The sequence below is a fragment of the Helicobacter japonicus genome, from assembly GCF_000762845.2.
Taxonomy (GTDB): Bacteria; Campylobacterota; Campylobacteria; order Campylobacterales; family Helicobacteraceae; genus Helicobacter_C; species Helicobacter_C japonicus.
The window spans coordinates 190,443-217,010 of the sequence record NZ_JRMQ02000002.1; the positions used below are offsets into that span (position 1 = coordinate 190,443).

Below are 26,568 nucleotides of genomic sequence, written 5' to 3' on the forward strand. Positions count from 1 at the left end.
AATACATTTAATCGGACTTATTTTGCAATGTGTTTTGTTGTGGATTATTTTTATCAAAACAAAAGAGAAATATTTAGCGGACGCTTATATAGCTGGTATATGCTTCATTTCTATATTCATAGGAATGTTCTTTTTCGCTATTTGGATAGAAGTTTATCCTCATCTTTCATCTTATAATTACAACAAAATGATAAATTCACCTGATTGCTGCCCTTGATGAAACTGATGAAAGACACGATTATATTATGGTATTCTTGCCTATACCTTATGAGTTAGGAGAGTGTGAATGAGAACATTAACACTACTTTATCTTATACCTTTGTGTGTAATGCTTACCTCTATACAAGCTTTGGAAACAAGCAGAACAAATATATCAATTTTATATGACAAATGGTTTAAGCAATGGGGAGATTATAATTGGAGTGATAATGTAGCAACTAATAAAGCATACGCTTTTGAAACTTCTTATGTTATTATAGATATGATTGATGAAAACGATATAGCAGGGCTAGAGCATATATACGAAGCTTTACAAAATGATAAAGAACACGATTTAATATTTTTAAATGGCATTATTGGTGAGCCAACATTTGAAAAAGAGGCGATAGATAAAGCCAACTTCAAGGCTTTGGAGTTTTTGTTTAGCAATAACATTATAGATAGTAATGTAAAAATAACTGATGATACTTTGCAAGAATGCACTTTGCTGACCTATACAAATCAAAAATTCCAAGAAGCCAAATCTAAAGGAGATTCCAAATCCATAGCAAATTATGAAAAGATACTAGAAACTCTCAAAGAATATGAAGCAAAATAAATAAAAGATTGATGATATCTTACCTCTCCTTATCTCACCTTTCTCTCATCACTAAGCCCATATTAAGAGTTTAGAATCTGAAACCAAAGCCTAAGAGTAACAGATTCTAACCCTTTTGGTGTCTAACCAAGATTATTATCCTCTTGCAATTTGCTCTATTATTGCATTAAAGCTTTTGCTTGGGCGCATAATAGATTCTGTTTTATTATCATCAAACTTATAATATCCACCCAAATCTACTGCCTTACCTTGTGCGCCATTAAACTCTGCCCGAATAGAATCTTGCTTAGATTCTAACTCATCTGCGATTGGTTTAAAAAATGCAGCAATACTAGAATCTGCATTTTGATTTGCCAAAGCTTTTGCAAAATACAAGCTCAAGTAAAAATGACTTGTGCGATTGTCATCTTCGCCAACCTTGCGAGATGGGGCTTTGTTATTATCTAGCCATTGTGAAGTTGCGCTATCAAGTGCATCTGCCAAGACTTTAGCTTTAGCATTATTTTGCTTTTGTGCGTAGAATTCAAGACTCGCTTGGAGTGCTAAAAATTCACCCAAACTATCCCAACGTAAATGATTTTCATTGACAAGCTGTTCTACTTGTTTGGGCGCACTTCCACCAGCACCTGTTTCAAACATCGCTCCACCATTAAGCATAGGCACGACTGATAGCATTTTTGCACTTGTGCCAAGCTCTAAAATAGGAAATAAATCGGTAAGATAATCTCGTAATACATTACCTGTAATAGAAATAGCATTTTTACCTGCTCTTATAAGACGTAAAGATTCTAAACACGCTTCTTTTGGTGCGAGAATCTCTATATTTTTGCCTTTTTCTTTTAATCGTTTTTGCACTAAATCAATCATAATTTTATTGCTTGCGCGCTTAGCATCTAGCCAAAAAATCGCCTTATCACCTGTAATATCAGCGCGTTCAATCCCTAAATCAATCCAATTTTGCACTGCATCAAATTTTGCTTGATTTGCACGATAAATATCATTTTTATGAACTTTATGAGAAAGCAACACTTTTCCTGCAGAATCTACAATCACAAATTCACCATCATTTGGAGCTATAAAAGTTTTATCGTGTGAGCCATATTCTTGAGCCTTTCTTGCCATAAGTCCAACATTGCTTACACTACCAAGCGTAGCTGGATTGAGTGTGCCATTTTTATGCAAATCTTCAATTACAGCTTCATAAATAGTAGCATAAGTCTTATCTGGAATCACGGCATTTGCATCACATTCATCTCCATTTTTATCCCATAATTTTGCACCATTTTTAAGCATAGCAGGCATAGAAGCATCGACAATGACATCACTTGGAATATGCAAATTTGTAATACCTTTATCAGAATTTACCATAGAAATTTTTGCACTTTTTTCTAAAATCTCATTGTATTTTGCAAGGATTTGTGCCTTTTTGGGAGAAGATTCTATTTTGCTAAGTAATTCGCTCACGCCATTATTAGCATTAACACCAAGCTTTGTAAGCTCATCGCCAAATTCTGTAAAAATCTCTTTAAAATAGGCTTTCACTGCATAGCCAAATAGCACAGGGTCGCTTACCTTCATCATTGTTGCTTTTAAATGAAGTGAGAAAAGTATGCCCTCATCTTTACATCTTTGTATTTGTTTTTCATAAAACGCACTGAGTTTTGCCGCGTCCATAAAAGTCGCATCTAAAATCTCATTTTGCTCTAGTTTTAAGCCTTCTTTTAGCACCTTTTCACCACTAGAATCTTTAAAAATAATCTTGGCAGTTGTGGGAGATTCAATAAGCACTGCTTTTTCATTATCAAAGAAATCGCCTTCACACATATAGCTTACACAGCTTTTAGAATCTTTATTGAAAGGCACGACACGATATGGATTTTTCTGCGCATAAGATTTTACAGCTTTTGTGGAGCGTCTATCAGAATTACCTTGTCTAAGCACAGGATTGACAGCAGAACCTAACACTTTTTGATATTTTTCCTTAATGGCTTTTTCTGCGTCATTTTGTGGCTCATCTGGAAAATTAGGCACATCATAGCCTTTACCTTGTAATTCTTTTATCGCAGCTTTGAGTTGAGGAATTGAAGCAGAGATATTAGGTGTTTTGATGAGATTTGCCTCTTTTGTTTTTACAATCTCACCCAAAATACTTAAGGCATCTTCTACTTGTTGTCCTTGTTTTAAACGCTCTGGGAATTGTGCCAAGATTCGAGCGGAGAGTGAAATATCAGAAGTTGCTACTTCAATATTAGCGTGGCGCAAAAATGCCTTTGCAATGGGCAAAAAAGAGTAAGTTGCGAGTGCTGGAGACTCATCTGTGAGAGTGTAAGTAATCTTCATAAGCTATCCTTTAATGTGAAATAAATGCCTAAAGTATAGCAAAAATGATTGTGTTTAGGACAATAGATAAATATTCCTTAAACTTTTATCTCTCTATTTGGTAGATAGGTAGCAAAATATTTTATGCAATGACCTCTTTACATCGCTTACATAATGAACCCTCTGAAGCACTAGAATCTGTTTGGTTTTCTACAACAAATTGCCAACATCTCTCACAACGTGCATTTTCTGCCCTATATAGCACAAATTCCTCTTTATTATCAAGCTCAAATCGCGCTAGCTCTTCTTTGCCTTTATATCCTTTGCCATATACTTGAGAAACAATAAGCCATCTATCAAGCAAGGAAAATTCATTGTCTTGCGAGGTTTGAATACATACTTCAAGGGAAGATTTAATAATTTTTTGTTTTTTGAGAGTATCTAAAGATTCAGTAAATTTCTCACGCACACGCAAAAGTCGTGCAAAATCCTCATTTACATTAAGATTATATCGTTGCACACAAGAGAGATTTGATAAGTCAAAAATATCTTTAGAATCCCCTCTAAGTGCATTACTTGCGTGATTAAATGCTTCATCTGCGGTATAGGTAAGCACAGGAGCGATAAAATGCAAAAGCCTTTTTAAAATCATAACCATTGCACTTTGAATTGATTGGCGGCGGAGAGAGTTGGCACTATCACAATATAAAATATCTTTGCACAAATCCAAATACACACCACTTAACTCATTTGTGAGAAAATTCATTACTCCTTGAAAAGCTTTAGCAAACTCATATTCATCAAAATATGAATATGCTTCATCAAATACTTTATCGCATTCACCAAGAATCCACCTATCAATCTCGCCTAGCTCATCTCTACCCACCATATCTTGTATATTTGTAGGCGCATTAGCCAAAAGGAATCGTATTGTATTGCGGATTTTGCGATATTGCTCACCTACTTGTTTAAGAATCTCATCACTAATATTTTGGTCGCTTTGATAATGGCTTAGTGCCACCCAAAGCCTTAAAATCTCACTTCCTTGAGTCTTAATAATCTCACTTGGAGCTATCACATTTCCCTTAGATTTACTCATTTTTTCACCATTTCTATCAAAGGTAAATCCGTGTGTTAGAATCTTCTTAAATGGTGCTTTTTTAGCTATCGCACAAGAGAGTAAAAGCGAGCTTTGAAACCACCCTCTATGCTGGTCGCTTCCCTCAAGATACATATCTGCAGGGTGAGAGCCTGCATCATAATCATTTCCTTTCAGCCTATATGGATTTTCAAGCACAGCACTCCAAGTGCTTCCACTATCAAACCATACATCAAGAATATGCTTACTCTTTACAAGATTTTCGCTTAAATGCTTATGACTTGGTGGTAAAAGGTCTGTTATCTCATAGCTCCACCACGCATCGCAACCCTCTTTTTCAAAAATATTAGAAATATGCTCTAACACCTCCTCATCAAGTAATGCGACACCACTCTCTTTATCGAGCAAAAATGCGATAGGCACACCCCAATCTCTCTGCCGAGATATACACCAATCGGGACGATTTTCAATCATAGAGTAGATTCTGTTTTTGCCATTTGTAGGATAGAATCTCACACTTTCAAGTGCATTAAGAGCAACTTCGCGTAAAGTTTTCCCCTCATAAAAAGGCTTATCAAGTAAAATAAACCACTGCGTAGTCGCACGATAAATCACAGGCTTATGAGAACGCCAACAATGCGGATAGCTATGCGTAATCACATCTTTTTTCAAAAGTGCTTGACCTAGAATCTCAAAAATACTCTTATGCGTATCAAAAATATTTTTTCCTATAAATTCACTCACATACTCCTTTGGCACAAGATTCATAGATTCTATAAGAGGGCTAAAATTTCCTTTATCATCAACAGGCATAATCACAGGAAGATTATATTTTAACCCCACATAGTAATCATCTTCGCCGTGTCCGGGCGCAGTATGCACAATCCCTGTGCCATCGCTCACACCCACGTGCTCACCTAAAATGATAAGTGATTTTCTCCCATTAAGTGGGTTTATCGTCTCTAAACCCTCTAGCTCCTTAGCACTCAAAGTGCGCAATACATCTCTACCTATGCCAAGATTTTCTACAAGCTTTTGGTGCAAAGCTTGTGCCACAATGAAATAATCATTCGTAAGCACATAAGATTCGGTAGGATTAAAAGCTAAAGCGACATTTGCAGGAAGCGTCCAAGGTGTAGTTGTCCAAATGATAGGCTTTGCCTCTTTGACACCAAGTTTTTGAAGTGCATTTGTATCTAAACTAAAAGCGACAAATATGGAATCTGATTGCTTGTCTTGGTATTCTACTTCGGCTTCAGCGAGAGCAGATTCACAAGCCCAACTCCAATAAATGGGCTTAAATCTCTCCGCCAAAAGTCCTTCTTTAACGAGTGCAATGAGGGCACGATAAATTTGTGCTTCAAATGCAAAATCCATTGTTTTGTAAGGATTCTCAAAATCCCCTATAACCCCTAATGCTTGAAATTCACTTGATTGAATCTGTATAAACTTTTGAGCGTGTTCGCGACAGAGTGAGCGCAACTTACCTTTATCAAGCGCATCTTTTTTTGCTTTGCCTATTTTTTGTTCTACTTGTTGCTCAATAGGCAGTCCGTGGCAATCCCAGCCAGGCGTATAGCGGATATTCTCACCTTTAAAATAATGATACTTCACAATAATATCTTTGAGAATCTTATTAAGTGCGTGTCCTATATGTAAATGTCCATTCGCATAAGGAGGTCCATCGTGGAGACAAAAAGTTTTAGCATTTTTGTTATGAGTATTTTTTAAACGAGAATAAAGTCTCTCATCACGCCATTTTGCATAAGTTTGTGGCTCATTAACCGGGAGATTGCCTCTCATTGGAAAAGAAGTATCAGGTAAAATTAAGGTATCTTTATAATCCATTTATATCCCTTAGCGCAAAAATATCGCGCATTTTATCAAATTTTTTTCAATTATGTATCGTGCAACAGACTTTTTATACAATTATGCACAATAGGCACATTAGCAGAAAGATTAAGTTCTTGGGCTGCTTTAATAGAATTTTGCTTATAGCACATAATTTCTTTAGCATTCAAAGAGCAAAGCACATCTGCTAAAGACCGAATCTCAAAATCACGCGCGATAATGGCATTGTCATATTTTTGCACAAAAGGCATTATCTGTGTAAGTGGCGGGATAAGCAATGCGAGACGAGATTGGATATATTCAAAAAACTTATTTGGCAAGGTGAGGAGGAGATTATGATTATGCGGTGGGATATAAAGTAAGCCTATGTCATAACTATTTCCAAAAGGCACAATTTGCTCTAAATCCACAGGGGGTAAAAGCCTTATTTTTTTGCCTTGGGATTGTAACTCTTTAATACGAGATTCTATTTTTTGTGCAAATGCTCTCTCCCCACCTGTAAAAATAAAATCTATGCAAAATCGTTCATCAAGCCATTGACATATCTCTATTACTTTATCAATATCACGATTGCGATTTAATGCTCCGTGATAGAGAATCTTAATATTTTTAGCATCTACTTGTGTGGGGGAAAGATTATAAAAAGGTGGAAGAGACATCAAAAGCTGTGCATTTAAACCAAAGTGCTTTTTATACATATCGCAAAAAGCAGGTGAAACACTAAACATAGAATCTACCTTAGGTGCATAAGTAGCACATAAATAAGTATTAAACCTTTTAAAAAGTAATTGCCAACGCAATGAGCTTGTATTTTGCAGAGGATAAAACTCTCTTGCATCAAAAACTACCTTTGTATCGCCTTTTTTACCACATTTATGCCCACTTTTTTCTAGTCCCATAAAAAGCACGGGCAAAAGCAATAAATCGTGGCAAATCACTATATCATAGCTATACTTACATAAATGCTCTATAATGACTAGACGATTGGCAATAAAGCTAAGTTTATCCCACCGCCTTAAAGCTACATTGCACCATAGCACAAGCTCTTGCCACACATTGCGTTTTTTATAAGTGGGATAACTAAAGCTCTTAAGGTTATACGACCCCCCCCCTCTATTTTGCACTGCCACAGGTGGCATTGGTGTGCCATTTTCACTATCAATACCCATCACACTCACATCATAATCATCTTTTAAAATCTCAACCATTCGCATAGCACGAGGACAAGTAGAAATATTTGCTGCCGCAAGAATCAAAATGCGTGGCTTTGCCTCTGCTTTACGTGCCTTATGTTCACACAATATCTCTTCCTTCTTATATTTTAGGGATTTATAGTCTCTATCGCTTGGTTTATAAGCTCTTTGATACGCGATTGCTTCTCTGATTCTAAGGAATGAAAAAGTGTTCTTGCATATTCACCATTTATTCGTTCAAGCTTATTCTCACCAATAATATCTAATGCGCTTGTTTGAGAATAACCTTTTTGCATAGGATTTGCACCTACTTTAAGTAATGCTTCTACTGCATTGACTAGCCCATATTTGACCGCGTCATTTAGAGGTGGATAACTTTCATCTTTGACATTTGCACCTGATTGTATTAAAAGCACCGCGAGATTCTCCCTCTCTAGCTCTAATGCCAAATAGAGTGCATTTACACCATCACCTTTAAAATCTTTTACATTCACATCACCCCCAGATTTTATAAACAATTCTAAAAGCGGTATGCGAGTTTTATCTTCCTCTTTTGTGCGCTCTTTTTCATCTTTAATAGATAAAAATCCTTTGCTTTCACCCTCTACAAGCGCAATAATTGGCGTAGTTCCATCATCTTGTGCGCGTAAATTTACATCTGCTCCGTGTTCAAGCAACAATTTTGAGATATGATAATAATTGTTTGTAGCTGCCTCAAGGAGTGGTGTAGTGTAATATCCTACCATATTTGGATTTGCTCCAAGCTCTAGCAATGCAGCTACCAACTCGTCATAGCCAAATTTTGTAGCAAGGAGTAATGCACTCTGTCCTTCATACGCATATATATCTTTAGAAACTTCTTGTTTCTCTTTTAAAGCTTCATCAATGTTATCACTCTGCAAAAGCTCTGCTATACACTTTATACCCACTTTGCCATTATATGTGCGCACTACCTCTACTAAACGAGGATTAGCAATACGGCTTATCTCCTGCTCACTCAAATTATTTATACTCTCATCAAAGCTTTTAGAATCTAGTGCACCCTTGCTCTTTAAGTATTCCTCTATCTCCTTGCTTGAACCAAGTGCCACACGCAATACACTATCGCCTTGTGCATTTTTCGCATTTATATCAGCCCCAGCTTCTACAAGAGTTTTAACCTTATCAAATATACAACCCTCTGCTCCACAAAAAAGTGCGTAAAATAATGCGCTCTGTCCTTGCTTATCTGTGGCATTTATATCTGCACCCTGTGCGAGAAGATACTTCACCTCATCATCACTCCCATAGGCTGCAAAAAACATAAGCAAAGTCTCTCCATTTGAATCTTTAGCATTGACATCATATTTTTCTAACCATTTTTGAGGGCTTTGTGAGCGCAAACTTCTTTCTTCATTGATAAAAGTTTCTTTGGATTGATTTTGCGATTCTTTGGTTTGGCTCACATTTTCTTGTTGCACTTCTTGATTTTTCTCTTGCAGGTTTTGCTTTATCTCATTTTCTTCATTACCACACCCTACAAATGCACTTATCATACATAGCAGTATAAGCCATTTTTTCATTCCCTCTCCTTTTTTATTTCATTTATGATGATTTATCCTTATAATAATCTCATCATCTCTTTAAAAGCATTGATACCCTCATATTCTTTAAATTCATCACCTAAAGATCTTCCATAAGCTACCATAGCCCTAAGAGATGCTATTTTTTGCACTTCTCCCTTTGTAAATAACTCAAGCAAAGCACTTCCTTTTTGTATATAATCTTCTTTAGAAAAAGCTACAAAATGCGAAAAAGATTCTACCAAACAAGTATATGCCTCTTCACACTCTCTTTGACTTTTGGGTATTCCATTGCTATGAGGTATAGCTGCCCATTGTGCTATCCATTTCTCTAAATGCTGCGTGCGCTCTTCTTTGCTTTGTTTGCTCATCATAAGACTTAAACCACCCTTAGCTACATATTCAATGCGGCTTTCACCTTGTTCAAGAGGAAAACTATCAAGCCATATATCAATAATGTGCCCATAAAGTGTGCTATCAATATAACCTGTAAAATGTATGCGCTCCAAAAATTTCTCGCCTTGAATCTTGTCTGTAAAACATTCCATAATACATTCACTAATCAATGAACTATTGCCTCCCCCACAAGCTAAGTAAATACTTTTGGGATAAACTTGCATAATAGCAACAACGCACTGCCAATACTCGAGTGATTGTAGCTTCATTAAACGCCCAATACTCCCTAAAATTACCACATCTTTAGGAAATTTTAAACGAATAGAATCTATTTGCTGTTTAGATTCTAAAGTAAGAGGTGGGTTATAAAATCTCTCCTGCATTTTCACAGGCACACCATAAAACTCAAATCCCTCGTGAATAATACGCCGTTTATTTTGACAAATATGTGTCATTCTCGCATCAATACAGGGCAAATCATATACAAAATTCCCGTGAGAATAATAAATTTGTAATGGCGCACTTCTTGAAGCAAGAAGAAAATCACTTATACCATAGCCATTATTAGGACTTATAAGTATTGAGACATTATCTCGACTAAAGGCTTCTTTCAGCGCAAGAGCCTTTTGGAGATGCGAATTATAAAATCCCTTTGTATTAAAAGGCGATACCACATCAACAACGCTCACACCAATATTTTTGTAAGATTGAATAATACGCTCATCATCGGCACTCTTTTCTAATAACTTCATTGTGTAAATTTTGATTTCATATTCCTGCCTAAATGCCTCATTATTGTAGAGATTACATAAAAGACTATACTCAACCTTATAAGGAGAGTTTGCTACGATTCTATCACGCAAGAAGGCAATACATTTTTTACCATTTAAAGATGAGGGAGCAGCATTTTGGGAAAACCCATAAATACCTTGTTTTTTGGCAAAAGATTCATAATATTGCGCACCCACTTTATCAACTTCATCGCAGAATCTACGCCATTGTTCTTGATGATGAAAATTATTGCCACAGAGATGATACATAAAAAATTGCAGATACATTGCTTCATCAATGCTCTCTATACTTTCCTTTTTAAGAAGGGCATAAAATATTTCACGCCATAATGGATACAATTCAAGCCATAAGTGATGATTAAAAAAATATGAAACATTCCAAAAACAATGAAGTTGCCAATTTAAAATGCTACGCCTTACTAATGGTGGATATGTAAAGTAAGTGTGCTTTTCTTGTTGGGTTTTAAGCGCACTTAAAAGGAGTGGCATATCTATGGCAAGATTTTCAAAAGATTCTACAATAAATTGCGTATGAACCAAGCTCGCAGGAATATTAATATCCACAAGAATAATCAATGTAATATATTCATATATCAACTGATTAAAATCACGCATATTCATCAAAGCCTTAGCGATGATATAAAGCTCAATGAAAAGAATATTTTCTACATCACTATTTCCCTGCACAAAAAGGCTTTCTTGGGCTAACTTCACAAAAGCCTCAAAACGCATATCAATTTCTACACAATCTTTAGAATCTTGTGCAAGAGTTGCGTGTGTAGATTCTATCTGTGGCAAATGTAATAAGGGAGCAGATTCTGAATCTAAACAAGAGGGTTGCACTTTGGCTGTATCAGTGCGTGAAACAAAAAGTAAAATGTAAAAATACTCCGCACCACAAACATTTCCAGCACAAAGCAAATGATATATTTTATCACGCAATAAAGCAATGCACTCTCTTAGTAAAAGTGTGCTTTGTGGGGTAGATTGCATTAATACTATATCATCGCTTCTAAGAGTACGCAAATCTTTCATAAGGGTATTAATTGCTATTTGAGTATTACTTGATTGCAATGCACCAATAAAAATATGAAAGAAAGTTTCTATTTCTTCTAGTCGTTGGGAGTGCTTCATAATGCTAGAGACTTACTCGCTTTGCTCTGTGTCAGGTTTGATTTCTCCAAAAGACACCTCTCTATCAATAACCCACACATACGATAAACCATCTATATTTGCATAAGGTTTTACATCAACACTGACATATCCATAATTTTCTCGTATGCTTTCAACCACACCCACTGGGATATTCTCTAAAAATATGCCATCAAGCCCACTTGTAAAAACCTTATCTCCCTTATGGATACTACTCCAATCAGACACATAATCAACAAGTAACAAACCATTGCGAGAACCTGATGCTATCCCCATAATCCTATTTTCACCAATATAAACATCATAATTGCAGTTTTCATTGCCATTGAGAAAGCCTTCAAGTCTGCCATTTTGCACTACTGCCACACCAAGAGCAACATTGTCTTTCACGATTCCAAAAATTCTATTTTCTATCTTGCCAATACCATTTTGGTGATATTCACTTAAATCTGTATCAAGCCATACTCTATCACGTTGTCCTAAAGTTACAAATGAAATAATGCGTGCGGGGTGAATCTTGTTACTAGCTCGTGTAATACCACCTTTTCCAATCAAGTCATTAAATTTTATTACATCATTTTTAAGAGATTTATTTTCAAGATATAATTTATCATAATCTGCTACTTTTGTTTTAAGTGCCTCTATTTGCTCTGCTTGGTCAAAATGCTTATTATAAATATTCTCTATATTTTCTTTAAAATCTAAAAAAAGAACTTTGACATAATCACTTGTCCCTAGAATTTTTACCTGAACAGATTTATCTAGTTCCATTATTATAAGAATAATTGAAAAAAAGACAATTCCAAAGACGAGGATTCTAAATCGCATATCTCACTCAAGCCTAATCAAAAGCAAGTTGATTAAGCAAGCTCAAATCTTCCATTGCCTTACCTGTGCCTTTTGCCACGCATAATAATGGTTCTTCACCTACATACACTGGCAAATGAGCAAGATTAGAAAGATATTTATCAAGTCCTCGTATCAATGCCCCACCACCAGTAAGCACAATACCATTCTCTACAATATCTCCTGCCAAATCTGGTGGTGTAGATTCAAGCACTGATTTAAGGGCATTACCAATTTCTTTAAGCTGATTTTGCATTGCTTCACGCACATCTTCACTTGTTATTTCGGTAGTTTTTAACAATCCATCTACTTGATCACGACCCCTTACTTGCATTTTAAGTGGTTTTTCCATTGCCGCAGCAGAACCAATTTCAATCTTGATTTCTTCGCCTGTGCGCTCACCAATTAAGAGATTAAATTTCTTTCTCACATAATCTACTACTGCCATATCAAGCTTATCGCCAGCAACTTTAATTGATTTGCTAATAACCAAACCACCCAAAGAAATCACACCAATTTCCGTTGTTCCACCACCAATATCAATAACTAAATTTCCCTTAGATTCTTGAATCTGTAACCCTGCTCCGATAGCTGCTGCCATAGGCTCTTCTATCAAAAATACCTCCCTAGCACCAGCACTTATTGCGGATTCTTTCACTGCCTTTTTTTCAACACCTGTTAAACCATAAGGCACACAAACCATAATTCTAGGACGAATAAGAGACTTGCGCTGATGAGCCTTTTCGATAAAATAACGGATCATTTTTTCTGTCATATCAAAATCTGCAATTACACCATCTTTCAATGGACGAATCGCTTGGATACCATCGGGAGTTTTTCCTAACATTTCTTTAGCTTCTTTTCCGACTGCTAAAATTTTACCCGCACCAAATCTATCAGCTTGCACTGCTACCACAGAAGGCTCGTTAATGATAATACCCTCTCCCTTAACCAAAACCAAAGTATTTGCTGTCCCTAAATCAATAGCAATATCTTTAGAAAAAGTCCCGATGATTTTATCCATCAGCATAAAAGCTCCTTAAAAATTGCAAAATCACAAATAATTTTGGAATTATACATTTTATGTCCTTTGCTAAACCTTTGTTTTATATTAAATTAAGCTCTTTTTTGTGTATTTTTCTTTTTTTTGACAAGAAATGGCTTTTCTTTCTCGGTAATACACCCTCGTGTAATGGTAATCTCATAATCTTCAAGCTCAGGTAACTCATACATAAGGTCAATCATAGATTCTTCCATAATAGATCTAAGTCCTCTTGCACCTGTTTTTCTTGTAATAGCAAGCTCTGCAATAGCCTCAATCGCACCTTTATCAAAATATAAATGTGCCCCATCAATTTCAAAAATTTTTTGGTATTGTTTTATAAGTGCATTTTTTGGTTTTGTAAGAATATCTACCATAGCTTCCTTACTAATAGGTGCAAGCGTGGTAATCATATGAAGCCTACCTATAAGCTCTGGTATAAGTCCATAAGAAATTAAATCATCAGGTTCTACGAGGGCAAGTAACGCATTTTCTTCGCTTTTACCCTTTTTCTCCCCGTGGAATCCAAGCACATTTCCGCCCAAACGTCTTTTAATGATATCGCTTAATCCATCAAATGCCCCTCCACACACAAAAAGTATATCATTTGTATTGATTTGAACAAACTCTTGATTTGGGTGCTTTCTTCCACCTTTTGGGGGAATATTGACTACACTTCCCTCGATAATTTTAAGCAATGCTTGCTGCACACCCTCACCTGATACATCGCGCGTAATGGAGCGATTTTCAGAAAGGCGGGAGATTTTGTCAATTTCATCAATGAATACAATACCCTTTTCTGCTTTTTTTACATCACCATTTGCAGCCTGTAGAAGACGAGTGAGGATATTTTCTACATCTTCACCTACATATCCTGCTTCGGTAAGGCTTGTCGCATCAGAAATAGCAATAGGAATGTCTAAAAAACGTGCCAAAGTTTGTGCCATAAGTGTTTTACCGCTTCCTGTGGGACCAATAAGTAAAATATTTGATTTAGAAACCTCCACATCACGCAATGTTTGACTTACCTGCTCTTCCCCCTTGATAATGCGTTTGTAATGATTATATACTGCCACAGAAAAAACACGTTTTGCTTCATCTTGTCCAACAACATACTCATCAAGCTTTGCCTTAAGCTCTTTAGGTGATAACACTACAATGTCTGTGCTATTTTTTTCTCCCTCTTTTTCACTTTCCATCATATATTCTGTTAGCGTTTTATGAATATATGTAACACAATTTTTGCAAATATACACACCAGGTGTGCTGCCAGCAATAAAAGGGTTATACGAACTTTCTTTAACTTTACAAAAACTACATTCTTTGTTGGTTGTATTACTCATTTTCTACTCCTTTAAAGGGAATGCCACGAGTGCTCGAGAGGATAAACTCACAAATGTAAGCAATAGGTTCAATTGGATTTTTATTAAGTTCAGCTTGAGCAATCTCTCTAATAGGTGCAGTGCGTGAAAATAAAATCTTATATGCGCGAGCAATTTCATCAATATCTTCACGCGAGAAAAGCTTGCGCATACGATATTTATTTAAACCTCTGATATAAGCTCGATTCCCCTCTGCAAGACAATATGGAGGAATATCTTGCGTTAAAGTCGAACCACCAGCTATCATACAACCACTACCAACTTTGACAAATTGATGTATTGGCGTTAAACCACCAATATTGACATAATCGCCAAGCTCTACGTGTCCTGCAAGTGTAGCATTGTTTGCCAATATACAATCACTCCCAACAATACAATCGTGTGCAATATGCACATATGCCATCAATAAATTTCTATCACCTATTATTGTTTTTTGTCTTCCTCCTGCAGTGCCTGGATTAAGTGTAGTAAATTCACGGATAAGATTCTCATCGCCGATGATAAGTTCTGTATCTTCTCCAGCATACTTTAAATCTTGTGGTGGCACACCTACAGCAGCATTATTAAATATCTTATTTCCTCTGCCCAAGGTTGTATGTCCGCTAATATGCACATAATTTCCTATCACACAATCATCACCGATACGAACATTTTCATCAATAATGCAAAATTCTCCAATATGGACATTTTTACCTATATGTGCGCTCTTTATAATACTTGTTTTTCCTATCATAATAGCTCCCGACCTCTAATTTTTAGAATCTTTTGCATCAGCAATCATTGCCTTAAGTTCAGCCTCACTTACAAGATTTTCATCGACAAATGCTCGTGCTCCAAGCTGCCATATACTCCCTTTATGCTTAAGTACCTTAAGTTCATATATAAGCCTATCACCCGGAACAACAGGAATACGAAACTTCACATTATCAATTGTCATAAAATATACAATTTTACTTTCTGCTTGTGTAACATCATCTCCAAACATACTTACAAAAGCCAACAATCCACCAGCTTGTGCCATACCTTCAATTTGCATTACACCCGGATAAATAGGCTTACTAGGAAAATGTCCCAAAAACACCTCTTCATTAATTGTTACATTTTTGTAAGCTTTAATATAGCCATTTGGCTCGCTATCACTTGTATTACGTCTTAGTTCCACAACCCTATCAACAAGCAACATAGGATAACGATGAGGCAAAATTTGACGAATTTTCTCAATACTCATCATTGAATCTTCCATACCTTACTCCTTATATAATATAGCAAATGTGGCATTTTACCAAAAATTTAATATGTAGTGATAGCAAAAATACTACTTTCTTGAAAATATGCATTAATAAAAATTTTAAGGGAATGTGTGATACGTCTATCCAAAATAATGATAGGATTCATACTATCCGCTCCACATAATTCTACACGCAATGCCATTTCATCTTCGTAACAAGGCGCATTATATACCATTTCTTGCACATTAGTATAATGTGTTTTAAGTAATGCATTCATATCCTCAATACCTATAAATATACTTTCATCACGTTTTGCATAGCCTACCTCAATGGTTTGAATCTTGTGTTCTTTATCATAAACAGATTGTTTAATATAAGCAATACTTGAAGTTTTTACCATATTTTTACTGCGAGAATGTGTTAATACATATGAACTTATCACTTTTCCTTCATCAATACATATGCTTCGTAAATTGCGCCAAACAATCTTGGTTTGCTTATAAAGCACATATTCTCTCCCCAATCTTTCACATTCATCACGTAAATCAAAAACTGCTTTACGGGATTCATTGCTGCCGGGTGCTATTTGCTTACCAATATTGCTCATAAGCTCTAAGGGAAGTTGTTTTTGTTTTTCTCTTTGTCTGCTTAAGGCAAATTGACAACCACAATATGTTTGTTTATATAATCTATCTTTATTTGCAAGCTCACTTTGAGCCTGTGTGCCACCATTACTTCGTACATCAATTTTTATAAATTCTAGTCCATAAGCAAGAGCTATTTCATCACCTTCTGCAAACAGAATCTTTTGTTCTTTCAACGGACTAGCAAGAAGTGTAGAAGTAAAAGAATCAAAAGACATTTTGTGTGCAACTTGCGCACTTTTTTCTAATCGCATATCAAAGCATTTCACACATCGCTCACCTTTTTCCGGCTCACATTCTAAACCTTTCACATCAGCAAACCATTTTTGAATTTCATATTCTCCCTCTATCAAATCAATACCAAGCATTTTACAACTTCGTTTCACATCAAATAAACGCAAGTCATATTCTGCTTTTGGGTGAATATTTGGATTATAAAAATATCCTAACATTTTACTTTGAGGATAAACTTTTCGTAATTCACTTAAAAAATAATGACTATCCACCGAGCAACAAATATGCACGAGCATATTTTGAGGTATATACTTACTCATCTTTATTGTTTGCAAAATACCAAAATGATACGACGCCTATAAATACTACCGCTGCTAGAAAAACAACCAGCACAACATCTAAATTCATTGTATATGCTTCTCCTTTCTTAAATTTACTTTTCGTTTGATTTTAGAATCTATGTTTTATCAATACAATTTTTTGATGATTTTTTATTCTTTGTATTTTTTAATGTTTCTCGTGAAACATTAACATTGCATATATCCCCTTGAATAATCTGCCCAGAGATACCCACAAGATTCTGTAAAGATTCTCTATTTTCTTCTGTTAGATCTATTAAAGGTATTTGAGATTCTATGATTTTTGTATGAGAGGAATCGTGAGTAGAATCTCCACTGAAATGTTCTTGTATATTTTTTTGTGAATATTTTTTACGCGACCTTACAACTATTTCTCCATTTTCTTGTGCAACTTTCTCTCGTAATTGTCCGCAAGCTGCACTAATATCAATGCCCTTAGATTCTCTAATCGTGCAGAGCAATCCTCTTTCTACCAAAAAATCAGCAAATGTTTTAACATCACTTATCTGCGGACGCTCAAATGTGCTTCCTTCGTGTGGATTAAACAAAATAAGATTCACTTTTGCTTTAATTCCGTTAAGAAGAGAAAGAAGTTTTTTAGCACTTTTTAAATCATCATTCACATCTTTAATTATAAGATATTCAAACATCACTCTTTTGCGTGTATCCACAGGAAATGCTCGCACTTCCTTAAGCACTTCAGCAATATTGTAAGCTTTATTAATTGGCATAAGTTTTGAGCGCAACTCATCATCAACAGCGTGGAGAGAAATAGCAAGCTGCACACCAAGATTTAAATCACCCAAAACTTTGATCTTAGGAGCTATGCCACTTGTAGAAATTGTTTGTCGCTTTGTAGATATACTTAAACCCTGAGGGTCGCTTAGAATCTTAATAGCTTTTGATACATTTTCTAAATTATCGAGTGGCTCACCCATACCCATAAAAACAATATTGACTTTTTTATGAGAAGCAATATGATTATCTCGTTTCATCACGACAACTTGCTCGACTATTTCACTTGTGTGAAGATTCCGAACGAATCCACCTTTTGCAGTAAAACAAAATGTGCAACCCACCTTACAACCAATTTGGCTTGAAAGACACATTGTCCATTTTTCAGGTTTTTCTATACCATCTTTTTGCTGCTTTTCACGCATTTGAATCAAAACGGATTCAAAGCTATGTCCATCATAAGTGCGAAAAAGATATTTTTTACTTCCATCACGACTTGTTTCTATACGCACAATTTCAATTTGGGAAAGAGTAAAATGTGATTGTAAAAAATTCTGTGTGGCTTTTGAAATATTGTCCATAGCATTGATATTCCTCTCATAGCGATGATAAAGCCAGTGATAAATTTGCTTTGCACGAAAAGAAGGTGTTAATAAAGAAGAGAGTTCATCTAAAGTATAACCATAAAGACTTGCTGCAAGATTCTTATCTTTTTGTGTGCTAATATGTTTATCTTTATTTTCTTCATTCGCTACAGCATATATATCTTCATAATTATTTTGTGTTTGTGCTATTCCTTTTAAACTTGAATTATTATGTATATGGCTTTTCATATTTTCTTGCTCTTTTATATTTTTTGTGCGAGCGCAAAAGAGAGATGTTGTATCCACAAAGATTGTGCGATTAGTTTTTCTTTTACACTTTGACGATGAGATAAAAATTCATTATGTGCATTATAATGACAATGATTACTCACACAAAAAATGCCTAGACACGGTATGTGAAAGTATTGCGCCACTCTCATTACAGCAAAAAATTCCATATTTTCTAGAGTAATTCCCACACGTGCAAATTGTTCAGCCATAGATTCATCAGTAGTAATATAATTTGAGCTATTTACAATAGTTTTTTTATAGGTGTCAAGACTTAATGTTTGTAATGTTTCACATGAAACAAAATGCTTATCTACTAATGCTGTGCTTTGGATATGATTATCAAGTGGAGTATAAGCTTTGCCATCTAAAAATCCAAGTTCTATTTGTGTTGCACTATTGGAAATATATATATCACCTATACAAATATCTTTACTATAAGCTCCAGCACTTCCAACAAATATAATAGAATCTACACATTCTCTTAAACATATTTGTGTCAATCCCATTGCACTTTCACATAACCCAACACCTATAGATTTTGCAAAAGTAAAATCTTCACCATTACCAGCACATACTACCATTTATATAAACCTTAATTTTAGATTCTTACTGAAATACCCATCTTTTGTAAATATGCTTTCAAGGCACAAATTTCAATTTCTCTATAATGAAATACACTTGCTGCTAATGCTGCATCAGCTCCATATTTAAACACATTGACAAAATCGTCCATATTACCCGCACCACCACTTGCTATAATTGGCACACGCACAAAAGAAGCCAAAGATTCTATCATTGCTTTATCATAGCCATTTTTTGTGCCATCAGCGTCCATACTCGTAAGGAGTATCTCTCCTGCTCCTCTATCACAAGCTTCTCTCACCCAGTCAATCATATTTTTTCCCGTATCCACACGTCCGCCATTAATATAAATATGCCACGAATGAGGTGCTATCATTTTTGCATCAACCGCTACAATAATACATTGTGAGCCAAATCTTTTTGCACCTTCATCAATAAGATTTGGATTCCTTATCGCTGAACTATTAATGCTAATCTTATCACACCCAGCATTAAGTAAAGCAGACATATCTTCTACAGAACTTATACCTCCACCCACACTAAAAGGAATAAAAACATTTTTTGCTATATTTTTAACAATCTCTATCATTGTGCCACGTTTTTCGTGGCTTGCTGTAATATCAAGTAACACGATTTCATCAGCACCTTCATCGTTATATCTTCGGGCGATTTCTACCGGGTCACCTGCATCTTGCAATCCCACAAAATTTACACCTTTTACCACACGTCCGCCACGCACATCAAGACAAGGAATAATTCTCTTTGCAAGACTCATTGTTTCTCCTCACATTTTTACACTTTTACATTTTATGCAAGATTTTTAAATTTATCCTTTAAAATATTGTGTAAATATGTATATTTGGTGCGTATCATAACCAAATACTCTTTACAGAAACAAAATATTTGCATACTTTAGGTTATAATACCGCTCAAATAAAGGTAGTGTAGTGGAAACATATCGGGCAAAAAAATATTTTGGACAAAATTTCTTGCAAGATTCTTACTATCTTACCAAGATTGTCCAATCCATTCCCATATTTCCTGTTCAATGTATAGAAATTGGGGTTGGCTTGGGTGATTTGACACAAGAGCTATTAAAAATAGAATCCTTGATAGCCTATGAAGTCGATTTAGACTTATGTTCTTTACTTGATAAAAAATTTTCTAGTCATATTCAAAGTGGGCGGTTAAAAATTATCTATGAAGATATTTTAAATCTTTCACAAGAACAGCGGTGGCTTTATGAAAATGAATATAAGGTTGTTTCTAACCTTCCTTATTACATTGCGACACATATTGTTTTACGACTTTTGCGTGATGATTTTTGTCGTGCCTTGATTGTAATGACACAAAAGGAAGTAGCACAAAAATTTTGTGCTACAAATGGGAAAAGTGCTTTTTGTGCTTTAAGCGTTTTGACTCAAAGCTTAGGTGAAGCACAAATACTTTTTGATGTGCCTAACACTGCCTTTTCTCCTATGCCAAAAGTAACTTCATCTGTCTTTACGATTAATAAACATAATTCCCACTCGTTTGAAGGTTTTTCTCTTTATGAATTAGAATCTTTTTTAAAATGTGCTTTTTGTGCGCCACGCAAAACACTTCTAAAAAATCTTAGCACATCTTTTGATAAAGAAAAAGTGCAAGAAGCTTTAGAATCTGTATCTGTGCCATTGAATGCACGACCGCACGAAGTAGAGACAAAAAGTTTTCACCATATTTTACAAATTCTCAAAAAAGGACACACCAATGGAAGACAAGAATACATCAGAACAAAATAGCAATTTTCAATCTTTTAGCGATAGTTTCAAAAAAAAATCTCCAGAAGAACAAGCCAATGATATGATTTCTCTCTCTCGCCCACAAAATGCTAAAGACAAAAATAATAAATACAAAGAAAATCACCACAAACCAAAACAATCAAAATCACACAACCAAAACAATCAAAATAAAAATTTATATAATACAGAACAAGAGCAAAAATCGTTTGACAAACAACGATGGCAAAATAAGAATCCACAATCTCCTCATCACAATCAAACTAAAAATGATGATGAAAGCAAAAATGGTATTCGAGAAGTTAGAGATGTCAATGAAAAAGATAATCTAGGGCTACACAAAGACCTTAAACGAGGAGTAGAGGCTAATACAAGAATCCAAAGACAAAGCCTTAATCCACATAACAAACTCAATCTCAATACAAAAGCAAGTGTGCGCATTACACCTCTTGGTGGTTTAGGTGAAATTGGTGGAAATATCACGGTGATTGAAACGCCAGATTCTGCAATAGTCATTGATGTGGGTATGAGTTTTCCTAATGAAGATATGCACGGCGTAGATATTCTTGTGCCCGATTTTAGTTATCTTTTTGCTATCAAAGACAAAATCGCTGGGGTAATCATCACTCACGCACACGAAGATCACATTGGTGCTGTGCCATATCTTTTTAAACTTTTACAATTTCCTATTTATGGCACACCTCTACCACTTGGTATGATAGGAAGTAAATTTGATGAACACGGATTAAAGAAATTTCGTTCATTTTTTAAAATTGTCGAAAAGCGCAAACCAATCAAAATTGGAGCATTTGAAGTTGAATGGATTAACATTACACACTCTGTTATTGATGCTTCTGCCCTTGCTATACGCACTGAAGCCGGTGTCATTATCCACACAGGTGATTTTAAAATTGACCATACACCCATTGATAATCTCCCCACAGATTTACATCGCTTGGCACATTATGGAGAAGAAGGTGTTATGCTTTTACTTAGCGATTCCACAAACTCTCATCGTAGTGGAACAACACCAAGTGAAGCAAGTGTAGGACCGACTTTTGAATCTCTCTTCAAGCAAGCAGAGGGACGCGTAATAATGAGCACTTTTTCTTCAAATATTCATCGTGTGTATCAAGCAATCAGCTACGGAATGAAATTTAATAGAAAAGTTGCAGTAATTGGACGCTCTATGGAAAAGAATCTTGAAATTGCGCGCGAGCTTGGCTATATTGACTTGCCCCAAAATATTTTTATTGAAGCCCACGAAGTGGCAAAATACCCGGATGAAGAAGTGCTTATTGTTACTACAGGAAGTCAGGGTGAAACTATGAGTGCACTCTATCGTATGGCAACAGATGAGCATAGACATATTAAAATTAAACCAAGTGATATGGTGATTATTTCTGCCAAGGCAATTCCGGGTAATGAAGGCTCTGTATCTGTTGTGCTTAATTTTCTTCTTAAAGCAGGTGCAAAAGTAGCTTATCAAGATTTTAGTGAAATTCACGTGAGCGGACACGCTGCTCAAGAAGAGCAAAAACTTATGCTGCGGCTTATTAAACCAAAGTTCTTTCTTCCTGTGCATGGAGAATATAATCATATTGCTAAGCATAAACAAACAGCAATTGCTTGTGGAGTATTGGAAAAAAATATTTTTCTTATGGAAGATGGTGACCAAATTGAAGTAAATCCTAATTATATGAAAAAAGTGCGAAGTGTTAAAAATGGTAAAACTTTCATAGACAACCAAATCAATCGCCAAATCGAAAATGATGTAGTGCTTGACCGCCAAGCTTTAGCTCAAGATGGAATCGTAATTATTTCTGCACGCATAAACAAAGAGCGTAAAATATTGGAAACCAAAATATCAAGCTATGGACTTGTAGCAGATAAAGAAGATAAAGGTTTTGAAAAAGAAATGAATGAAACACTTGAATTTGTAATAAAAAACTTTAAACCTGAAGGATTTAATGCTAAAAATATTGAAAATGAGGTGTATAATGTGTTCAAACGACATATTTTTAAAAAAGTCAAAAAATATCCAACAATTGTGCCAATGATTTATGTCGTATAACATTATAAAATAAGGAAAAAGATGGCAAAGTTAGATTATGCACTCATTGCAAAAGAAGTTCTTGAAATAGAATCTGCCACTCTCCTTGAAGCGACAAAAAAACTCAATGGCATAGAGCTTGAAAAAATTGTTAATTTGATTGTAGATTCTCAAAGCAAACTTGTTGTCTGTGGTGTAGGTAAAAGCGGACTTATTGGTGCAAAAATTTCTGCTACACTTTCTAGCACAGGCACACCTAGTGTATTTATGCACCCTACTGAAGCAATGCACGGCGATTTAGGCTTATTGCAAAAAAATGACATTATTCTTGCTATTAGCTATAGTGGCAAAAGTGAAGAGTTACTTAATATCATTCCGCATATCAAGAGATTAGGGAATCCTATCATCACGATGAGTAAAGATAAGGATTCTCCTCTCTCGCGTATGGGTGATTATTTTTTAGACATTAGTATTCAAAAAGAAGCTTGTCCACTTAATATTGCACCTACAAGCTCTACTACACTTACTCTAGCACTTGGAGATGCTCTAGCTGTGTGTTTAATGAGAAAACGTGATTTTCAAGCAGATAACTTTGCTTCATTTCACCCTGGTGGTGCATTAGGCAAACAACTTTTTGTAAAAATTAAAGATTTAATGCAAATAGAGAATCTTCCCCTTATCACACCTGATATGTCTCTCTCTCAAGCAATCATTATAATGAGTGAGAAACGATTAGGAAGTGCTATTATTGTCCAAAATAACAAAGTATTGGGTATTTTAAGTGATGGTGATTTACGCCGTGCAATGATGAAAAAGCATTTTAATTTGAATGACCCTGTGAGTAACTATGCTACACTCAAACCTAAAATTTGTGATAATCCTAATATTTTGGCATTTGATGCATTAAAATTAATGGAAGAAAATAAGATTCAACTTCTTATTATTACAGATAAGCAAAATCATATACAAGGTGTTATACACTTACATACATTAATTGCTGCTGGGCTTAGATAATAAAAACCACTTAAGGAGAGCATATGTTTGAAAAAATAGATGAAATTTTTAAAAACATTGAAGATATCCGTGATGATATTAATATCTTACTCAACATTGCTAAAATCTCGCTTATTGACTATATTATGATTAAACGTGGCTCACAAGATATGCCTGAACACCTTAGCTTTGACTTGCTTTCGCAAATTGATGTAGAAATCAATAATCTTAAAGCACAAATTGACGCACTCAATAAGCTTAAACGCGAACTACTTGTTTTTTAGATCTTACACATCTAAATGTTTAACATCTTTAGCATGCTCTTGTATATAAGCTCTTCGTGGCTCTACCTCATCACCCATAAAGAGTGTAAAAATTTCATCAGTATTTATGTCATTATCAATTTTTACACGCAAGAGTGTGCGATTAGTTGGAATCATTGTCGTTTCCCATAATTGGTCTGGATTCATCTCTCCTAAACCTTTATATCGCTGAATATACGCATCTTTTTTAGCACTTTCTTCAATTCTTTCTAAAAAGTTAAGAATATCCTCATCATTAAGAAAATTCAAATCTCTATCAGCAATTTTTTTATAAATAAATCGTGCTTCTTGAAAAAAGTTATCCATTAAAAGTGAATCATTGATACCAAGCTCTACAAGTCCAACTTTTGTTTGCACATAAAGCGTAATTTGTTCTTGTGTGGCAGTTTTATTAAGAATATTACATTCCTTACTTATGAGATAAGATTCTATATTTTGACTAAGTGCTTCAAGGCTAAGATTATCAAATTGTTCATTTTCAACCAAATAACGCACAACTTCAATCATCGGATAACGTTTTTCTAGCTCCTTGAGGATTGAGCGATAATGTGAAATAAATTTAAGAATCTCAAGTAATTCACGGTTACCAACACCTTCAAACTTAAAATTTTCAATGCCATTTTCAATTAAGTATTCGCTTAAAGCACGTTCATCTTTAAGATATATTTCTTTTTTACCCTTTTTATAACGATAAAGTGGCGGTTGAGCAATATAGATATGTCCATTTTCCACCAATGGCTTTAAATAACGATAGAAAAATGTCATTAAAAGCGTTTGGATATGGCTTCCATCAACATCTGCATCTGTCATAATGATGATTTTATGATAACGGAGTTTTTCTAAATTAAATTCTTCACCAATACCACAACCAAAAGCAGTAATCATATTTTTAATTTCATCAGATTTAAGAATCTTATCAAGACGAGATTTTTCAACATTAAGAATCTTCCCACGCAATGGTAAAATTGCTTGAAAAGCTCTATCACGCCCTTGTTTTGCACTACCACCGGCACTATCACCCTCTACAAGATAAATTTCTGATATACTCGGATCTTTACTTTGGCAATCAGCTAACTTACCTGGTAATGTGCCAACTGAAAAATTTTCTTTTTTACGTGTTAAATCTCGTGCTTTCTTAGCTGCTTCTCTTCCCCGTGCTGCCATAATCGCCTTCTGCATAATGGCTTTTGCTTCATTTGGATTCTCCTCAAAAAATTTAGAAAGTTTCTCATAAGTAAGTTTTTGCACGATTGGTTTGACAAAGGAACTTCCAAGTTTGCCTTTTGTTTGCCCTTCAAATTGAGGATCAATAATCTTTGTAGAAATAATTGCTACAAGTCCCTCACGCACATCATCACCTGTTACTTTTGCATCTTTCTCACGTGCATTTGCATTTGCTTCAATATAATTCATAATTGCACGACTTAATCCTGCTCTAAATCCTGCTTCGTGAGTGCCACCATCGGGTGTACGAATATTATTTACAAAACTTAAAACTTTCTCATCATAGCCTTCATTATAGGCTAAAGCAATTTCAACTTCACTTTCTTGCTCTGCTGCTTCAAAACTTATTATTGAGGAGATAAGAGGTTTTTTATTTATATCTTGAATAAATTGTTTTAATCCACCTTCAAAGTGATAAATTTCTTCAAATTGTATGCGTTCATCTTTAAAATGAATAGTGATATTATGATTAAGATATGCCATTTCTTTGAATCTACGAATGAGAATCTCTTTATCAAATTCAAGCACTTCCATCACTTCTCCATCAGGGAAAAATTCTATTGTTGTGCCGTGTTTTTTGCTCTCTCCTATGATTTCTAACTCACTTTGAGGAATACCTTTAGCAAATTCTTGACGATAGATATTGCCATTTTTATGAATTGTCATAATAAGACGGACAGATAGAGCATTTACTACTGATACACCTACACCGTGTAACCCACCTGATACTTTATAAGTATCTTGGTCAAATTTTCCACCTGCGTGAAGTGTAGTAAGCACTAAAGTGGCAGCAGGAAGATTTTCAGTTGGGTGAATATCTACAGGAATCCCTCGTCCATTATCTTCAATAATAGCACTTCCTTCCATAGTAAGAGTAATATTGATTTTATTGCAATATCCTGCCATAGCTTCATCTATTGAATTATCAACTACTTCATAAATCATATGATGTAAGCCACCAATATTTGTATCACCTATATACATACCTGGTCGTTTTCTGACGGCTTCTAAACCTTTTAAAACTTTAATATTACTTGCTTGATATTCTTTTTTTTCCATTAAAAAATGCTCCAAAATTATAAAAAATTT

Annotated in this window: 19 protein-coding genes and 1 pseudogene; 5 read left to right on the forward strand and 15 right to left on the reverse strand. The window is 35.1% G+C overall.

The window, feature by feature from the left end; translation table 11 throughout:
• The first annotated feature begins 286 nt into the window (after positions 1-286).
• A complete protein-coding gene (locus tag LS65_RS02590; protein ID WP_034362729.1) occupies positions 287-817 on the forward strand; it encodes a hypothetical protein in 531 nt (176 codons plus the stop codon).
• Positions 818-952: 135 nt separating this feature from the next.
• On the opposite strand, the gene LS65_RS02595 is transcribed toward LS65_RS02590, so the two are convergent.
• The 14 genes and pseudogenes from LS65_RS02595 to hisF form a co-directional block, all read right to left on the reverse strand.
• Complete coding sequence (locus tag LS65_RS02595) at positions 953-3,157, reverse strand: NADP-dependent isocitrate dehydrogenase (protein WP_034362728.1); 2,205 nt, start codon at positions 3,155-3,157, stop codon at positions 953-955.
• Between the two features lie 121 nt (positions 3,158-3,278).
• Entirely contained in the window at positions 3,279-6,083 is a 2,805-nt protein-coding gene (gene ileS, locus LS65_RS02600; RefSeq protein WP_034362725.1) for an isoleucine--tRNA ligase, read from the reverse strand.
• Between the two features lie 50 nt (positions 6,084-6,133).
• Entirely contained in the window at positions 6,134-7,387 is a 1,254-nt protein-coding gene (locus LS65_RS02605) for a glycosyltransferase family protein (RefSeq protein ID WP_094777076.1), read from the reverse strand.
• Positions 7,388-7,407: 20 nt separating this feature from the next.
• The gene (locus tag LS65_RS02610; RefSeq protein WP_034362723.1) at positions 7,408-8,841 is read right to left on the reverse strand and encodes an ankyrin repeat domain-containing protein; all 1,434 of its coding nucleotides are present in this window, start codon (positions 8,839-8,841) and stop codon (positions 7,408-7,410) included.
• Between the two features lie 38 nt (positions 8,842-8,879).
• On the reverse strand, positions 8,880-11,162 hold the full coding sequence (locus tag LS65_RS02615) for a hypothetical protein (protein ID WP_052061127.1): 2,283 nt from the start codon (positions 11,160-11,162) through the stop codon (positions 8,880-8,882).
• Between the two features lie 12 nt (positions 11,163-11,174).
• Positions 11,175-12,008, reverse strand: coding sequence for a rod shape-determining protein MreC (gene mreC, locus LS65_RS02620; protein ID WP_052061126.1), 834 nt, complete (start codon positions 12,006-12,008; stop codon positions 11,175-11,177).
• Positions 12,009-12,021: 13 nt separating this feature from the next.
• Positions 12,022-13,056, reverse strand: coding sequence for a rod shape-determining protein (locus tag LS65_RS02625; RefSeq protein ID WP_034362721.1), 1,035 nt, complete (start codon positions 13,054-13,056; stop codon positions 12,022-12,024).
• Positions 13,057-13,142: 86 nt separating this feature from the next.
• On the reverse strand, positions 13,143-14,411 hold the full coding sequence (gene clpX, locus LS65_RS02630) for an ATP-dependent protease ATP-binding subunit ClpX (protein ID WP_034362718.1): 1,269 nt from the start codon (positions 14,409-14,411) through the stop codon (positions 13,143-13,145).
• Positions 14,404-15,183 (reverse strand): acyl-ACP--UDP-N-acetylglucosamine O-acyltransferase, encoded by a 780-nt coding sequence (gene lpxA, locus LS65_RS02635; RefSeq protein WP_034362716.1) that lies wholly within the window; start codon positions 15,181-15,183, stop codon positions 14,404-14,406. Before lpxA ends, clpX begins: the two co-directional genes overlap by 8 nt.
• 15 nt (positions 15,184-15,198) lie before the next feature.
• The gene (gene fabZ / locus LS65_RS02640) at positions 15,199-15,693 is read right to left on the reverse strand and encodes a 3-hydroxyacyl-ACP dehydratase FabZ (protein ID WP_034362715.1); all 495 of its coding nucleotides are present in this window, start codon (positions 15,691-15,693) and stop codon (positions 15,199-15,201) included.
• 47 nt (positions 15,694-15,740) lie between these two features.
• A complete protein-coding gene (locus LS65_RS02645; protein WP_236096596.1) occupies positions 15,741-16,877 on the reverse strand; it encodes an epoxyqueuosine reductase QueH in 1,137 nt (378 codons plus the stop codon).
• Between the two features lie 416 nt (positions 16,878-17,293).
• Positions 17,294-18,376, reverse strand: a pseudogene (gene rlmN / locus LS65_RS02650) (dual-specificity RNA methyltransferase RlmN); the annotation flags it as partial.
• A 122-nt stretch (positions 18,377-18,498) separates the two neighbouring features.
• The gene (locus LS65_RS02655; protein WP_034362713.1) at positions 18,499-19,107 is read right to left on the reverse strand and encodes a 5'-methylthioadenosine/S-adenosylhomocysteine nucleosidase family protein; all 609 of its coding nucleotides are present in this window, start codon (positions 19,105-19,107) and stop codon (positions 18,499-18,501) included.
• Between the two features lie 17 nt (positions 19,108-19,124).
• Complete coding sequence (hisF, locus tag LS65_RS02660; protein ID WP_034362711.1) at positions 19,125-19,883, reverse strand: imidazole glycerol phosphate synthase subunit HisF; 759 nt, start codon at positions 19,881-19,883, stop codon at positions 19,125-19,127.
• 172 nt (positions 19,884-20,055) lie between these two features.
• Here hisF and rsmA point away from each other — a divergent pair, with 172 nt between their 5' ends.
• From rsmA to LS65_RS02680, 4 genes are read left to right on the forward strand one after another with little or no spacing between them, the layout of a single operon-like run.
• Positions 20,056-20,889 carry a 16S rRNA (adenine(1518)-N(6)/adenine(1519)-N(6))-dimethyltransferase RsmA gene (gene rsmA / locus LS65_RS02665; protein ID WP_034362708.1) on the forward strand — a complete coding sequence of 278 codons (834 nt, stop codon included), beginning with the start codon at positions 20,056-20,058 and terminating at the stop codon, positions 20,887-20,889.
• Positions 20,858-22,960, forward strand: coding sequence for a ribonuclease J (locus LS65_RS02670; protein WP_034362706.1), 2,103 nt, complete (start codon positions 20,858-20,860; stop codon positions 22,958-22,960). The genes rsmA and LS65_RS02670 overlap by 32 nt, the downstream gene beginning before the upstream one ends.
• Positions 22,961-22,981: 21 nt before the next feature.
• Positions 22,982-23,953, forward strand: coding sequence for a KpsF/GutQ family sugar-phosphate isomerase (locus LS65_RS02675; RefSeq protein WP_034362705.1), 972 nt, complete (start codon positions 22,982-22,984; stop codon positions 23,951-23,953).
• Between the two features lie 23 nt (positions 23,954-23,976).
• A complete protein-coding gene (locus LS65_RS02680) occupies positions 23,977-24,216 on the forward strand; it encodes a DUF2443 family protein (RefSeq protein ID WP_034362703.1) in 240 nt (79 codons plus the stop codon).
• Positions 24,217-24,219: 3 nt separating this feature from the next.
• Here LS65_RS02680 and gyrB read toward each other — a convergent pair whose 3' ends face one another.
• A complete protein-coding gene (gyrB, locus tag LS65_RS02685; RefSeq protein WP_034362701.1) occupies positions 24,220-26,538 on the reverse strand; it encodes a DNA topoisomerase (ATP-hydrolyzing) subunit B in 2,319 nt (772 codons plus the stop codon).
• Between the last annotated feature and the right edge of the window lie 30 nt (positions 26,539-26,568).